The organism is Megasphaera vaginalis (ex Srinivasan et al. 2021), from assembly GCF_000478965.1.
Taxonomy (GTDB): domain Bacteria; phylum Bacillota; class Negativicutes; order Veillonellales; family Megasphaeraceae; genus Megasphaera; species Megasphaera vaginalis.
In genome coordinates this window covers 25360-39956 of sequence record NZ_AWXA01000004.1, presented here as the reverse complement: position 1 = coordinate 39956, position 14597 = coordinate 25360, and the positions used below count along the sequence as shown (strand labels likewise).

The 14597-nt window shown below is 45.6% G+C and carries 18 protein-coding genes; 7 read left to right on the top strand and 11 right to left on the bottom strand.

Annotation, left to right across the window (positions count from 1 at the left end):
• Positions 1-112: 112 nt before the first annotated feature.
• From HMPREF1250_RS10785 to HMPREF1250_RS11000, 3 genes are all read right to left on the bottom strand, one after another.
• Positions 113-3253, bottom strand: coding sequence for a filamentous hemagglutinin N-terminal domain-containing protein (locus HMPREF1250_RS10785; RefSeq protein WP_196806830.1), 3141 nt, complete (start codon positions 3251-3253; stop codon positions 113-115).
• Between the two features lie 39 nt (positions 3254-3292).
• Complete coding sequence (locus HMPREF1250_RS00480; protein ID WP_023052635.1) at positions 3293-4972, bottom strand: ShlB/FhaC/HecB family hemolysin secretion/activation protein; 1680 nt, start codon at positions 4970-4972, stop codon at positions 3293-3295.
• A gap of 299 nt (positions 4973-5271) precedes the next feature.
• Positions 5272-5985: a helix-turn-helix domain-containing protein gene (locus tag HMPREF1250_RS11000; protein WP_023052638.1), complete on the bottom strand. Its 714-nt coding sequence runs from the start codon at positions 5983-5985 to the stop codon at positions 5272-5274.
• 113 nt (positions 5986-6098) lie between these two features.
• On the opposite strand from HMPREF1250_RS11000, the gene HMPREF1250_RS00470 reads away from it, so the two are divergent.
• The 7 genes from HMPREF1250_RS00470 (at position 6099) to HMPREF1250_RS12235 (ending at position 10400) form a co-directional block, all read left to right on the top strand.
• Complete coding sequence (locus HMPREF1250_RS00470) at positions 6099-6278, top strand: hypothetical protein (protein ID WP_023052590.1); 180 nt, start codon at positions 6099-6101, stop codon at positions 6276-6278.
• A 106-nt stretch (positions 6279-6384) separates the two neighbouring features.
• Positions 6385-6786, top strand: coding sequence for a hypothetical protein (locus HMPREF1250_RS00465; protein ID WP_023052644.1), 402 nt, complete (start codon positions 6385-6387; stop codon positions 6784-6786).
• A gap of 735 nt (positions 6787-7521) precedes the next feature.
• Positions 7522-8031 (top strand): plasmid mobilization protein, encoded by a 510-nt coding sequence (locus HMPREF1250_RS00460; RefSeq protein WP_036242136.1) that lies wholly within the window; start codon positions 7522-7524, stop codon positions 8029-8031.
• Positions 7982-8833, top strand: coding sequence for a relaxase/mobilization nuclease domain-containing protein (locus HMPREF1250_RS00455; protein ID WP_023052586.1), 852 nt, complete (start codon positions 7982-7984; stop codon positions 8831-8833). The genes HMPREF1250_RS00460 and HMPREF1250_RS00455 overlap by 50 nt, the downstream gene beginning before the upstream one ends.
• Positions 8834-8847: 14 nt before the next feature.
• Positions 8848-9318 carry a hypothetical protein gene (locus tag HMPREF1250_RS00450; RefSeq protein ID WP_036242134.1) on the top strand — a complete coding sequence of 157 codons (471 nt, stop codon included), beginning with the start codon at positions 8848-8850 and terminating at the stop codon, positions 9316-9318.
• Positions 9319-9333: 15 nt separating this feature from the next.
• Entirely contained in the window at positions 9334-10179 is an 846-nt protein-coding gene (locus HMPREF1250_RS00445) for a site-specific integrase (protein ID WP_023052595.1), read from the top strand.
• Positions 10086-10400 carry a tyrosine-type recombinase/integrase gene (locus HMPREF1250_RS12235; protein WP_081696462.1) on the top strand — a complete coding sequence of 105 codons (315 nt, stop codon included), beginning with the start codon at positions 10086-10088 and terminating at the stop codon, positions 10398-10400. The genes HMPREF1250_RS00445 and HMPREF1250_RS12235 overlap by 94 nt, the downstream gene beginning before the upstream one ends.
• Before the next feature lie 107 nt (positions 10401-10507).
• Here HMPREF1250_RS12235 and rplL read toward each other — a convergent pair whose 3' ends face one another.
• From rplL to HMPREF1250_RS00405, 8 genes are all read right to left on the bottom strand, one after another.
• Positions 10508-10876, bottom strand: a complete 369-nt coding sequence (rplL, locus tag HMPREF1250_RS00440) for a 50S ribosomal protein L7/L12 (protein ID WP_023052688.1) — start codon at positions 10874-10876, stop codon at positions 10508-10510.
• Positions 10877-10933: 57 nt separating this feature from the next.
• A complete protein-coding gene (gene rplJ / locus HMPREF1250_RS00435; protein WP_023052626.1) occupies positions 10934-11491 on the bottom strand; it encodes a 50S ribosomal protein L10 in 558 nt (185 codons plus the stop codon).
• Between the two features lie 171 nt (positions 11492-11662).
• A complete protein-coding gene (rplA, locus tag HMPREF1250_RS00430) occupies positions 11663-12376 on the bottom strand; it encodes a 50S ribosomal protein L1 (RefSeq protein ID WP_023052628.1) in 714 nt (237 codons plus the stop codon).
• Between the two features lie 60 nt (positions 12377-12436).
• A complete protein-coding gene (gene rplK / locus HMPREF1250_RS00425) occupies positions 12437-12862 on the bottom strand; it encodes a 50S ribosomal protein L11 (RefSeq protein WP_023052663.1) in 426 nt (141 codons plus the stop codon).
• A 91-nt stretch (positions 12863-12953) separates the two neighbouring features.
• Positions 12954-13493 carry a transcription termination/antitermination protein NusG gene (gene nusG, locus HMPREF1250_RS00420; protein WP_023052637.1) on the bottom strand — a complete coding sequence of 180 codons (540 nt, stop codon included), beginning with the start codon at positions 13491-13493 and terminating at the stop codon, positions 12954-12956.
• Between the two features lie 14 nt (positions 13494-13507).
• On the bottom strand, positions 13508-13744 hold the full coding sequence (gene secE / locus HMPREF1250_RS00415) for a preprotein translocase subunit SecE (RefSeq protein ID WP_023052607.1): 237 nt from the start codon (positions 13742-13744) through the stop codon (positions 13508-13510).
• A gap of 50 nt (positions 13745-13794) precedes the next feature.
• Entirely contained in the window at positions 13795-13944 is a 150-nt protein-coding gene (rpmG, locus tag HMPREF1250_RS00410) for a 50S ribosomal protein L33 (RefSeq protein ID WP_014015374.1), read from the bottom strand.
• 165 nt (positions 13945-14109) lie between these two features.
• Entirely contained in the window at positions 14110-14493 is a 384-nt protein-coding gene (locus tag HMPREF1250_RS00405; RefSeq protein WP_023052668.1) for a nucleotidyltransferase substrate binding protein, read from the bottom strand.
• Between the last annotated feature and the right edge of the window lie 104 nt (positions 14494-14597).

Genomic DNA, 14597 nt, shown 5'->3' with positions numbered 1-14597 from the left:
CATCCGTATAATCCCCGAGATAGCGACGTCCTGTCTGGTCAAGGATCTGACTGCGGATAAGATTTTGTTCATAGAAGCCGTCACCCAGCCGTTTCGGTACTTTATCCGGATTTCACTGCATCTGTTGATACATATAGTCCGAAGACAGGAAATTTCGTTTATTCGTAAAAGCCGGATCTGTTTCGACAAGGTATTTCGCAGTCGTTTCTGGATGGAGCGTATAAAGGGAACTCGTTAAATTGGCGGCTGTTATCTGCCAGGAGGACGGTGTCCATTCCGGATTTTTTGTATCGAGGGAAAAAGGATCCAAATAGGAAGAGACCTTATTTCGTGCCGTCTCGGTAATATCCTGACGAGCCGGGACTGTGCCGTGATCTGCATAGGCACCTACAGCCAGCGACGAGGTGTTGCTTAACTCTACTTGGGGTGTCATGAATACTTCCAAGTTGTAACCGCGGACTCTCGCCTTATGAGGCCAGTGGAGCTTATAGGTATAGCTGCCCTGGGTCGTCCCAAACGTTACAGTCCGTTCCTGATTTTCCTTCGACGTATTAACGACGGTGCCGGAAGCGATAAGGGTGCTCCCTGCCGTAATCTGGCTGTTGTCATTATAAACGGCCCCGTCTAAATTCATAGCCTGACCGCTGCGGATAATCCCGGCATTAGTAGACTGTACTTCTTCATGCGAGGTCTGAGAATGGCTGCGGATAATCGTATAATTGTTAATCTTTTGAGTATCTGTCAGTCCTAAGGCCGCATTATGCTTTTCGGCTTGTGCATTGTAAGCCGTAATCTTTTCATCCAGTTGATTCAAGAGCGTTTGGAACTGACTGTCCCAAGCACGCTGTGCGTCGCCAACCGTATCTGGTCGACTTGTCACCATGGGTGTCAGGCCAAAGGTCTGAAAAATAGGGTCATTCCATTCATAATTCGCAATCAGACTGCCGACCGGATGATCCGGGTCTGCTGTTTCTCCGGGTTCCGGAGCTTCTACTGTATCATAAGCCGGAGCATACGTAGGCATAGCCTTCGGATGATGATAAGCCCTATAGCCGCTGGAAAGGTTCGAGAACTCACTACGGTCAAAGGATTCTCCCTGTTCGGGATGACCCGCCTGATCGATACGGATTTTCTCTGGATTATCTACCCATTCGCTGCTGACGCGTTTAGCAGCGAATGCGTCGTTTTCATTGCGAATCTGCCCGGCCTGAATCGTTAAGTTCCCCATGCTTTCAATAGAGGCTCCCTGGTTGGTCAGCGTGTCGGCAGCCGTTAACTGCATATCTCCACCACTGTACAACATCGCATTATGTCGGTTTTCGATAGATTTTGCCTGTACAGTCAACAAGTTACGGGCTGCAATCGTCCCGGCTTTATGTTCCTCCAGTTCTGCCCGGACAGAATTCACAACCGCGAGTTGAGCCTCATAGGCTTTATCTGCACTGGCAATAGCCGCCTTATACTGTGCTTCCTGTGTACTGCTGGTATATTTCGTGACATCGGCCGCATAGGCAGCTTCGAGAGCCTTTTCTTTTTCTGTTAGTGTCTTCATGGCTGCGGCAAGCTTTTCTTCCAGCTCAGCCTGACGACGATTTTCCAGTCGGTCCGCCCGAAGGGTCACGTCATCCCCATAAATACGCCCATTTTCGTGATTAACGATATTTTCTGCCGTCACGGAGATGTGCTGCGTCCCATTAATCAGCCCCGTATTATCAAGGGTCGTCGTTTGTTGAGAGACATCTTGTCCATTCATTTCTCCGGTCGCGGTATTATGGATTCCCTGTCCTGCTTCAACGGTAAGGGTCTTGCCGCTTTCTATCTTACGGCTGTTCGTCAATGTCCCATCGGTATGCAGCGTAAGGTTTCCGTCAGCCATAACCGTCCCCATGTTTTCTGCACTATGGTCATTACTCAGAGATTGATGTGTGGTAATCGTCGCCTCACCCCCGCTGGCAATGACGCCATGCAGCGACAGGGCATCTGACTGAATCGTCAAATTCCCTTTCGCAGAGACTTTCCCCTTCTCCATATCCATGGTCTGCGCAGACTGAACGGCAGCGTCGCCCTGAGCAGATATTTCCCCTTCACGGTTGGAAATCGTCTGGGCCTGTACATCCAAGCTGCCGCCGCTGACTACTTGGGCTTTATCATTCTGCAAGGTTGTTGTCTTAACCGTGAGATTCCCCTTTTGTTGGACCTTGCCGTCCCGACTGACGCCGGCACCGACGACACCGGTGTTGACCATCCCACTATCCGCTTGGATAACAGCCTCACCACGACTGGCCAAAGTCTGTTCATTTGTCACGGTGCCGGTCGTATGAAGGTTCAAAGCATCCTCACTATAAGCGGTACCCGTCCGGGTAATATGCAGGTCTCCATTAGTTTCAAGCGCAAACGACTGAGAGGCTGACATCATACCGCTAACATTGACGCCCAGCCCTTTTTCAGTACCCACAAGATAAATCCGGTTGGCATACATGCCGCCGAGTGCGGCCACATCCAGTGCCACTTTCGGGACGGTACGCACACCGTCTTCCTCTGATGCTGCTGGTGCGATCTCTAAGGAACCATACGTAACCTCATTGCGCCCTGTTACGACATGCACTTCTTTCGCCCAGACACCGGCGTTAATCTGCACTGCCCGTGCCAGCATATCGACCTGATCCGTCTCTAATGCGTCAAGGCCTTTACCTTCTACCTGGATGGTGCCATCCGCCACCTGAAGCGAAGCAACGTCGCCATTTTCTGCATACCGCGGTCGCCCCGTCGTGAGCATAGCCCGCGATGTATTGAGGAATCCGCCTCCATTGACAGCGATACCGTTCGGATTGGCAACAATGACTCCGGCCCGGTCGCCCGCTACTTCCAGAAAGCCCTTCATGGCCGTTTTATTCGTTCCGGTCACTTCATTCACAATAAGTTTGGCGGTACCACGTCCTAAGTTGGGATTCGCCTGGACATATCCGGCAAGCTGGGTGTTCGTCACCTTATGGGCATTGTTCAGGACCGCTCCCTTTTCCGGAACGTTGAAATCAGTATACAAATTGCGCGATACCCCGGAGGCCGTCGGAGCCGTAATCTGTACTAAAGGAATACCATTCGACGTCTGCTGTACCAGTGGTTGATGGGCAGCAGGAGCTTTAGAATCCGACGAAATCGGTGCATCCGTTGCAAAGATGGCCGCCGGTTCGGCAATAAAAAGGCTCATGAGCATCCAGGCTGTAATTTGTCGCGTCAAAATTGTATATTTCATTTCTGTCATCTCGTTTCTTCCATTACTTGCAAATATGTTTTAAAAGCGCCAACTCAGCGTAATACCGGTCGTGACGCGGTCCGTACGATATCCATCGGGTTTATATAAGGGGCATCCAATAAAGGCATCATAAGAAATACCAGACGGGAAATCGCCCCTCATACCGAGGACAGCACCGACAATCGTGTGCCCTAATAGGTCTTCGGTAGCCGGACCATAAACGGCCCCTGTGTCAACACCAAGATAGATATCACTGTGCAGAGATTCAATTCGGGAGGAAAGCTCATTGCGCCAATACCAACCGCTTTCAGCCATCAAGGTCATTTCTCCGTCAAACCCACGTACCGTATAGCGATTGCCGATACTGAGCATATCGACACCGTAAAGCCGGTCTCCTTTCGCCGTCCATTGACCGTGAAGAGACGAAGTATAAGCTGCCGGCCGATGCCCCATCGTAAACGCATGACGATAGTCCATATCAAAAATCCACATATGATAGCGTGTCTTAGGCCCATCTTCATAGGTATTTTCCGGCATCGCACCGAACCAGCCCAAGCCCATGCGATGGGCGAGACGTCCGTACCACATATCCTCACCGTGATATAACTGCTGTGATAGCCCAATTTCCAAAGCGGTCGTATGCAGAGTCTGGACCGGGATTTCCAAATCGTTGATGTAATAATGAGAATCCCGCTTACGGAGGCTGACATCGAAGTTCGTTTTCCGGTGCTGGTTCCGACTGATGAGGTGTTCCCAGGAAACCATACTGATGTTACTCTTCCCACTGCTGATGAAATCATACGGTGTATTGGAAACAGTCTGATGATATTTATAATGGCTGTAAGAAATAGAGAAGTTTTCCTTGCCGTAAGGAATACGGTAATAGAGCTGCGCTCCCCGTGTACCGCGTTTATACCCGTCGGCCATGCCATCACCGTTTAAATCTACCTGAAGATAATCATTCGCATAAAAAGGATTGTCGATACCAAGTCCAGCACTAAGCTGCCAACGCCCAGTCTCACTGAGGCCGGAATCATCGATAGAAAGGATGCCGTGGACCGGGGAAGTGCGCTGAATTGTCAGAACAATATCGCTTTCTCCTGGGACACCTGCCGGTACCAGTTCCATGTGGACATCTTGTGAACTCAGACGCTTCATCTGCTCGATGCCCTGTTCCAGCAGATGTACGTTCAAAATATCACTTTCCCAGATAGGAAAAGAGGTTCTCCACGGTAGATGGGCACTGCCTTCACTGTACCGCACTTGATGGATCCGTCCTACCTGGACATGAAGCCGCAGGATACCGTCGGCAATATTCTGCTCTGGAATGACAACCCGACTGGTCACATAGCCTCTTCTGAGCAATTCTTCATTCATTTTGTGAACAACCTGATTTATATCTTTTAAATTCACCTTCTTATTCTCACAATCGTGAATATAGGAAGAGAGAAAAGAAAATGTCGAGTCTTCTGTTTCAAGTACAACATGGCGAATAAAAAAAGACGGCCCCGACGGCAAACCGGCAGACGTATCGATTCCCATTTCTGTTTCTGGAAACGAAACTACCGGACGAGACTGTAAACGTGACTCTCGCAATGCCGCGTTCTGCCGTGCCTGTTCTAATTGTTCTTGCTGCAGGACTGAATTGGCCGCCAAAGCTGAAAAAGGGAGTACAGTCAACACAAAAGCCAGACTGTATGACGAAAAGGAAAATTTCATTGAACCATTCACCTCGGTTAAATATACGATGAATACTATGTTTGTATTTTACAAAAAACAATACATAAATTCAACAAATTGTAATATAACAGCACAGAGCGCATAAAGTAATGTTCTTTTATCATTAAACATCCGCATTACGACTTGTATTTCATCATATATTTATCAAACCGAGACTCTTTAAGATTATAAATCGGCAGACATGGTTTATGATTATTCAGTGCTATTAAATAATAAAAGAAAGAGGTCATCATGATTTGATAACCCCTTAAGATAAATGGACTTTGCAAATGGATAAATTATTCATTGGTATCGTCTGTTTCCTGCTGCAATTTGCGGTAGGCGGCTGCTACATCATATACAGGAACCGTCCTTTTTATTTTTGCCTCCTTGCCATCAATAATCTGTGTATCTAAACAAATTAAAGATGATAGAATTTCCGTTTTTTCCTTCTCTTTTGCCGATAGATATTCAACGATTTTATCATCACTTTTGAAGAGTTTCGCTAGCTTTTGCAATCTATCCAAAAGCCCTTTCTTCCTATACATCCCTTCAAGGTAATACCAAGACCAATACAAATTTTCAAGCGTAACAAGATTATGTAGTACAACTATATTCGCTCGGACATCTAAAGAATAGTATTTTTCTCTTTTATCCTTATAAAGATACGTTGGAGCCATAAACTCCCAGCCCTTCTGCAATGCTGCAATATAATTAAATCCAATTTGCTCCCCCAAATTCATAAATTGCTCGTGCAGCGCTATTTCTCCTTCAAAAACAGATTCCTTTGTATATATAATATTTGATCTTCCAATCAGCCAATCTAAAGACACCGCATAAAAATTAGCAATTTGAATCAAACTATTAAAAGAAGGTACACTTTTATTATTTTCAAATTGACTAATTGTTCCTGTATTCTTATAGCCCCAAGTAGTTGATAAAGTCTTCATAGACAATCCATAGGTGGTTCGTAATAATTTTAATCTTTTAGAAAAATAAATAGAATAGTCCATAGCCCTTGTTTTCCTTTTAATAAAGTGATATGATTTGGTTAATAGATACTTGCTTCATTTAATGAAGTATTTTTCTTCTTATTATGAATATCATTTGGAAAAGAGATTATTTTATGGAAAACAACGAAAAAATCATGCTTACCGCTGCTGATGTTGCAGAAATCCTGCAAATCAAACCGTCCCGTGCGTACAGTATCATTCGACAAATGAATGCTAAGTTGACAAAAAAAGGAAAGCTGGTTCTTCGCGGCCGCGTCAATCGTCGTTATTTTGAAGAAAAAATTTCCATTTAAAAAGCTCCGCCCCGTGTTGCACCACAGGTCCGGAGCTCTCAAAAAATTATCATTTTTATTATATCAAATTTTAGCCAAAAAGTACATTATACGATAGGAGTTAACCATGGGTAAATCTCAAACAATGATCGATATTTCAACCGTAAATAGCGGCCGTTTTTTAACCTTGCCTCCAACAGCAAAACTGCTCTACTTTTACTTATTAATGTATGCTGCTGATGATGGTATTGTCGATGCATATCTGCCAATGGAAGCCAGTCACACACAGTTTTCTGACTTAACGGAATTGGAAGAGAAAAAATACGTTTGGTTTTTGGAAAAACCTACCATTGGTTTTCTTCCCGACTATCTCAAGCATAACCGAAATTTGGATATCCGGGGAAAAAGAGATAGTGACCGCTTACCACTGTTAGCCGAAAAATTCCCCCATGCTCAAATTATGGTCGCAATTACAAAAAACGATAAAAAGACAAAACAAATTCTGCCAGTAATCAATATATTAAAATAAAGGAAAGCACTAGCTTTTTCCCCCTTGAAAACAATCGAATTACGGGGAATTCCCTGGAAATTACGGGAAATTCCACGGAGATTACAGGAAATTCCATGGAGATTACAGGAAATTCCATGGAATCACACGAAGCTGTCGTGGCGGATAACATGGCAGATACCGCGACAGACAACATGAATTTACATGACAATACAATACAACATAACATAATACAATTTAATGAAAAAAAGGTTAACACAACATAACATAATGGAAGGTGAGTCCTTCTGCACTCTAGAAGATCTAAAAGAGGTGGGCTTCTCCGGTCCGGCGCTCTGTAAGCTACACATTGCCATAAAAAAAGACCCAATCACGAAAACCGGACTCTAACGATACTTCCAAAACAGTAAAAAGAAAGATAATCCAATGGGATATCTTTATGAGGCCATAGCGAATCACTACAAGCTTTTCTGACTTATCGGCTACATTCACAGGATTCCCCCCCACCTTGTCAGTCCATTAATATTATTCATCGTCTTATGGATAGGCAGGATGGCATCTTTATCAAAATTTTCTTCCCGACAATTACTGAGATATCTTCGATACATCCGACAACTAGTAACCGGATGCCCTGACCGTCACGTCCGTGTTTTTAGGTGGGTGGCAAGATGGCCTATTGTTCGCACAGCGAGCAATAGGCCATCTTGCCCAAAGGGGCTCTGCCCCCTTGGGAATCCCCCCAGAAAGGATTCAAAAATGAAAAATTGCCGCATTTATTTTCGCGTCACAAATGAGCAAAAACAGCAGCTGATTCTCCATGCGAAAGAAGAACAGCTAACCTTAACATCATATATTCTTCGCCACGCACTGTCCGAAGAAAAAGAACGCGACGATGAAGACAAAGGACTCATGAAAGAACTTCATCGCATTGGCGTCAATCTAAATCAAATAGCCCGTTCGCTCCACCGTGGCAAACACTTTACTGAACAGGAAAAAGAATTACATCAACTAATACAAAAGCTCGATACCTGCTGCGACGAAATTTTGACCGCAAGGAAGGCGTATCTCCGAGAACTCCAAATATATCATCGCGATTTTTTAAATCTTTGCCGAGAAGAAAATAAAACAAAGGAAATGCAGAAAAAACTAGACGCTTCTATTCAATTGAAAAAGCTAGAGTTAAAGAAAATAAAAATCCAAAAAGAGGGGATAATACATGGCTATCCTAAAAGCGCTACCAAGTCGTCGCAATCCTCAAGCGATTGAGGACTATTTATTACAGGACAAGAAGATCCAAGATAGCGTCATCTACGGATTCAATGTCAGAGCTGATAAATTTGGAAAGCAATTCGACCAAGTACAGCAGCTCTACGGTAAGACGCAAGGCCGACGATATTATCATTTCATTTTAGCTTTCAGTCCGGAAGAGACAAAAAATCTTTCTCCATCCGAAGTTAATACACTGGGCATCGAAGGCGCCGAAGAGTTTTTCGGAAAAAAAGGGTTCCAGTTCGTCATCGTAACCCACACCGATACGGAGCACTTACACGACCACATCGTCGTTAATGCTGTCAACCAAGATACTGGAAAAAAACTCCACACATCTCGTCATGACTTGAGACAGATGAAAGAATACATCAACGAGATTTGCCAAAGGCGTGGTCTACAACCGATTCCACAGCGTAGTGAAGGAATTGCAAACGGTGAATATTGGGCAGCAGCTCGAGGCCAAGACGTCTGGAAACAAGAGCTGAGAGACGTCATCAGCGCAGTCCAACAAGAAGCGAAAAATTACGACGATTTTAAAACAATGTTGGAAAACGAGTGGGGCATCGTCATCACACGTGACCATGGCCGAGGTATGACCTATATCCATCCCAACGGAAAGAAAGTTAGAGGTCAGAAACTTGGACTCAACTACGATAAACCCAGCCTATTTAAGGCTTTTGATTCTGAGCAAGCAGCTTCTTATCGTATCCACAGCCAGATTGACGACGAAAGCCGTTATAAAAAGAAAAGCAAGCTCCGACGTATCGAGAAGGAAATATATCGCGGATGGAGTCTATAAAGGAGGTCTCACCCATGGCATTAGTAAACAAAAACGGACTTACACCGAGCCAAGTAACAATACAAAAAGAAATACTCGATCGGTTCAATGCACTAGAAGCGCAAAACGCGGAACTAGAAACACATATCACTGATCTAACGAAAGAGCTTCAGAAATTTCAAAGAGACAATGACAGAATCTGTACTCAAGCGATTGAAACGATAAAAAGAGAACGGGAGGACCTCTCGGACGACGTCCTAGACTCAGAAATACGTATCCAGAGAAATGTCGATGAACGACAATGGATTCTAAAAATGCTCCTCATCTTTCTCATAGTGCTTCTATTCCTAAGTATAGGATTTACCTACACAGTTAACAAAACCACAAGAACTACGCTCGACGGGGTCTATATGATCAATAATCTCTTACGTGGAGATACATCTTTTTGGTATGATGCTGACAATCAGCAGCTCTACGTAAGAAGCCGGGAAGATACCGGGCAATAGAAGAAAGGAAGAACAATGCCTGTCTATCGAGATGAAAAGACAAAAAAATACTATGCTAAATTTTATTACCGGGACTGGCGCGGCCAGCGTCACCAAAAACTAAAACGCGGTTTCAATCGATCCCAGGAAGCCAAAAAACACGAAAGAGATTTTTTCAACGAGCTGACTCAGGGCAGTTTGATCACTTTCAACAATCTCTGCCAGAACTATCTTAGCGACAACGAAGGCCGTCTAAAACCGACGACGCAATATACCAGCCAAAATATTATCAAACGCTGGCTTCTGCCCGCTTTTTCGAATATGCCCATCAACCAGATTACACCGCTTATGATCCGAAAATGGCAAACCGAACTGATTCAGCACAGCAATCTTGCCCCTACCTATCAACGCTCTATTAACACGAAGTTGTCAGCGCTCTTCAACTATGCTGTTAAATACTACAACTTACCAGAAAATCCGGTACACAAAGCAGGAACTATCGGCAGCAGTCAATCACCACACCTATCCTTCTGGACCTTAGACGAGTTCAAAACGTTCCTGGAAGGCCTGACCGATGAAAAGGATATCAGCTTCCGCGTCGCTTTTACAACGCTTTTCTTTACGGGGCTGCGCCTAGGAGAAATGCTGGCTCTCACGCCGGCAGACTGTGATTTCCAAGCCCATACACTGCAAATCAATAAAAATTACGTTCAAGTCACAGGGGCCAAAGTAATACAGACACCGAAGACGTCTAAAAGCCACCGCACCGTTAGTATCCCCATCTTCCTATGCCAAGTCCTTCAAGGCCACATAAATCGTCTCTATTCGCCGGAACAGCGCATTTTTTCAACCTCAATAAGAGTAGTCTTTCCCGAAAATTAAAATCAACGGCAAAAAAGACTGGCGTCAAAGTCATCCGGCTGCATGACCTACGTCATTCTCATGCATCACTGCTCATAGAAATGGGTTTTTCACCATTGGTCATAGCCGACCGGTTGGGACATGAAAAAATCACAACGACTTTGCAGATCTACTCTCACCTCTATCCCCATAAACAAACCGAAGTTTCCGAAAAATTAGATACGGTTAATTTTAATTTTTAGAACTTTTAGTATCAAAGTAGTATCAAACGCGCATTTTCAAGAAACAAAAAAGCTCTGCAAATCGCATGTTCATGCGATTTGCAGAGCTTATAATTTCACGAATGAAATTATTTCAGTTCTACAGAAGCACCGGCTTCTTCCAATTTAGCCTTAAGAGCTTCAGCGTCAGCTTTCGGCATTGCTTCTTTAACGGTCTTAGGAGCGCCGTCAACTAAATCTTTGGCATCTTTCAAGCCGAGGCCGGTTACTTCACGGACGACTTTGATGACGCCGATCTTCTTTTCGCCTGCAGATTTGAGGATAACGTCAAATTCATCTTTTTCTTCAACTTCGGCAGCACCGGCAGCAGGAGCGGCAGCTACGGCAACAGGAGCAGCAGCGGATACGCCGAATTTTTCTTCCATGTCTTTTACGAGTTCGGAAAGTTCCAAAACAGTCATCTGTTCAATGGCTTGTAAAATTTCTTCTTTTGTCATGTTAAATTCCCTCCATAGGTGTTAATCAGTGTTAACGGAATAAATTGCAGAAAGAGCTTACGCACTTTCCTGTTCAGCTTTTTTGGCGCGAACGGCTTCAAGCGCATACACAACGTTGCGAATATTTCCCTGCAGTACGTTGACCAGGCCGGTAATCGGGGCATTCATGCTGCCAAGCAATTTGGCAAGCAATTCTTCGCGGCTCGGCAAGCTGGCCAAAGCGTCAACGGCAGCGGCATCAATGACCTTACCGTCAGCCAGGCCGGCCTTGACAGTCAAGGTTTCGGTCTTCGTTTCTTTGATGAATTGCTTCAGGATCTTGGCCGGAGCAATGACGTCTTCCGTAGAATAAGCAAGCGCCGTCGTCCCTTCCAGGAACGGATCCAAATCGTTATAGCCGAGTTCATTGGCGGCAATACGGGTCAATGTATTCTTGATGACCTTGTATTCAACACCGCCTTCACGGAATTTACGGCGAAGCTTGGTAACGTCAGCAACGCTCTGGCCGTTAAAGCCGACCAGAACAGCGCCCTGTGCGCTTTGAAGCTTTTCCTTCATTTCCGCAACAACTGCGACTTTAGCCGGTGATACGGCTTTCTTTTCAGGCATAGACATTCTTTCGATACACCTCCTTAATGTGAGATCGATATCGCCTTAGCAATACAACAGGCCTCATACATACAGTACGAGGCCCGAACTAGTCTTTCACATATCTAGTTTCATAGCCTCAGATGGCGGACTTACGTCCATTATACATACCTTCAGTCTACAGCTAAGAGAGATATTTTATTCTTCCGTTTTGACGGCACTCTTTACGCTGAAAGGATTAATGTGCACGCCAGGTCCCATCGTGGAACTAACCGTGATGGATTTGATGTACTGACCCTTGGCTCCCGACGGTTTGACCTTGATCAGGGTATCGACGAGAACAGTGAGGTTTTCGATCAATTTATTTGCTTCGAAAGACTTTTTGCCGATAGGAGAATGAATATTGCCGGCCTTATCCGTACGATATTCAACCTTACCTGCTTTGCTTTCGGAAACAGCTTTAGCCACATCCATCGTTACCGTACCGACTTTCGGGTTCGGCATCAGGCCTTTCGGCCCGAGGATCTTACCCAAGCGGCCTACTTTACCCATCATGTTCGGCGTAGCGATAGCCACGTCAAATTCGAGCCAGCCGCCCTGGATTTTTTCCACCATGTCGTCTGCACCGACATAATCGGCGCCGGCTTCAAGGGCTTCTTTTTCCTTATCGCCTTGAGCAAATACGAGGACGCGCTTCGTCTTGCCGATACCATTCGGCAGCACGATCGCACCACGGACCTGCTGATCGGCATATTTCGGGTCAACGTTCAAGTTGACGGCCAATTCAACGGTTTCGTCGAATTTGGCAGTATCCATCTTTTTCAAGATGTCAATAGCTTCTGCCGGATCGTACAACGTGGCTTTATCAAAAAGCTTTACGGCTTCAGCATATTTCTTACCTACTTTTGCCATCTTATTTCCTCCTTATGTGGTCTAACGGGGATATCCCCTTCCACGGGCCGATAGTGTCAATCAGTCGACAATATCGATGCCCATGCTGCGGGCAGTACCTTCAATCATCTTCATAGCCTGTTCAACGTCGTTGGCGTTGAGGTCGGGCATCTTTGTCGTGGCGATTTCACGGACCTTATCGCGGCCCAATTTCGCAACTTTCTTTTTATTCGGTTCGCCCGAAGCTTTGTCCAAGCCCGCGGCTTTCTTCAGCAAGACAGCTGCCGGCGGGGTTTTGGTGATGAACGTGAAAGAACGATCTTCATAAACGGTAATTTCAACAGGGATGATGAAACCGGCCTGCTTTGCAGTCCGTTCATTGAATTCCTTGACGAAAGCCATAATGTTGACGCCAGCCTGACCTAATGCAGGGCCAATCGGAGGCGCCGGCGTTGCTTTACCGGCTTCGCATTGAAGTTTTACCATTCTAGCTACTTTTTTTGCCATGGTGAGTTACACCTCCTTACATTACAAGATGTGGTACGGCGAATCGCGATGATTCTCCCACTCGCGGCAGAACGCCGCAGGTTAGAAGTTTTTATTCCAGACTTTTCTCAATTTGAGAATAGTCGACTTCTACTGAAGTTTCACGGCCAAACATATTGATCAGGCCTTTGAGCGTACTCTTTTCTTCATTAATCTCCGTAATTGTCGCAATGAAATCTTCGAACGGCCCCGATATGATCCGAACCTGTTCGCCTATTGCCACGGTAATCTGGGGTTTCTGCCGCGTATCCAGTCCCTGGGATTTCAGTATGCGTTCCACTTCATGCGCTTCCAAAGGAATCGGCTTCGTCGCCGAACCGACAAAGCCGGTAACACCCGGCGTATTGCGGACAACATACCAGGACCGGTCATTGACTTCCATTTCAACGAGAACATATCCGGGGAAAACCTTACGTTTTACCGTGCGCTTCTGTCCGTCTTTAATGTCAACTTCATCTTCCATCGGTACAAGGATGCGATTGATAACATTTTCAAGGCCCATAGACTTGACCTTGCGTTCCAACGTCGCCATGACTTTGTTTTCATAGCCGGAATACGTATGAATGACGTACCATTTCTTTTCAGATTCCACCTAGCACACGCCTCCTAACCGATTGCGGCGCGAAGCAGCCGGAAAAGCTGCGAAAAAACGCCGTCTGAAACGGCAATGATCGCCATGACTACGATAGTTGCCACAATGACCATAACCGTATAATTGATCAGCTCTTTTTTCGTCGGCCAGATAACTTTCTTCATTTCCGCCTTAACGCCCTGGAGGAATCGACCTGAATCCTTTTTTCGTTTATTCTTTTGTACTGCTTTTTCTGACGCTGAAAGTGACATATATCCTCTCACTGGCAACAGAGATTCCGGAGAATCTCTTCTACAACCGATTATTTCGTTTCCTTATGCAACGTTTCTTTTTTGCAGAACGGGCAATATTTCTTCAATTCCAAACGGTCGGGATTGTTTTTCTTGTTCTTGTTGGTTCGGTAGTTACGCTGTTTGCATTCCGTGCATGCCAATGTAATCGCTGTACGCATTCCTTACACCTCACTTCGTAATAGTTAACCTGCTTTTTGCGCAAGACTGCTTATATAATGTATCACAAGAACAGCCTCACGTCAAGGCGAATGGGTCAACTTAAAAAAAGCTAGGGCCACAAAGCTCCTAACTACTCTTAATCATACAGGATGTGCACGGTCCTGTCAATCATACATTTTTTTAGTCGCTTCCACCGCCAGGAGCTGCAGCGCCGGCACGTACACGGAAAAAATGCGCCATACGACTGCGCTGTCGGGCTCTTGCCGATTTCTGCCGGCACGGTCTTCCAGCATCGCCAGCCATACGTCCTCTTCGACAAAAGAATAGCTGTCATACGCGGCCATAATGACTTCCTTCGCCGTTCCCATAACGGTCAGTGCGTCGCCGTCCTGCCGCAGCATACTGCGAAACAGGTCGCAGGCGGCGTCAAACTGCTTGCAGAACAGACGGATAATTCCGTTACGAATATACAGATTATTCAGATCTTCGTCAGCACCTTGTGCCAGAACGGTCAAACTCGCATTGAACGCTTCAAACGACATCCCCATAGCGACACCTCCATTTTTATCATATACCGATTTGAAACGTCCGACAATAGCCTCCTTTCTTACTGTCCGTCAGCGCCGCTATTCCGGACGATGCCATCTGTCGA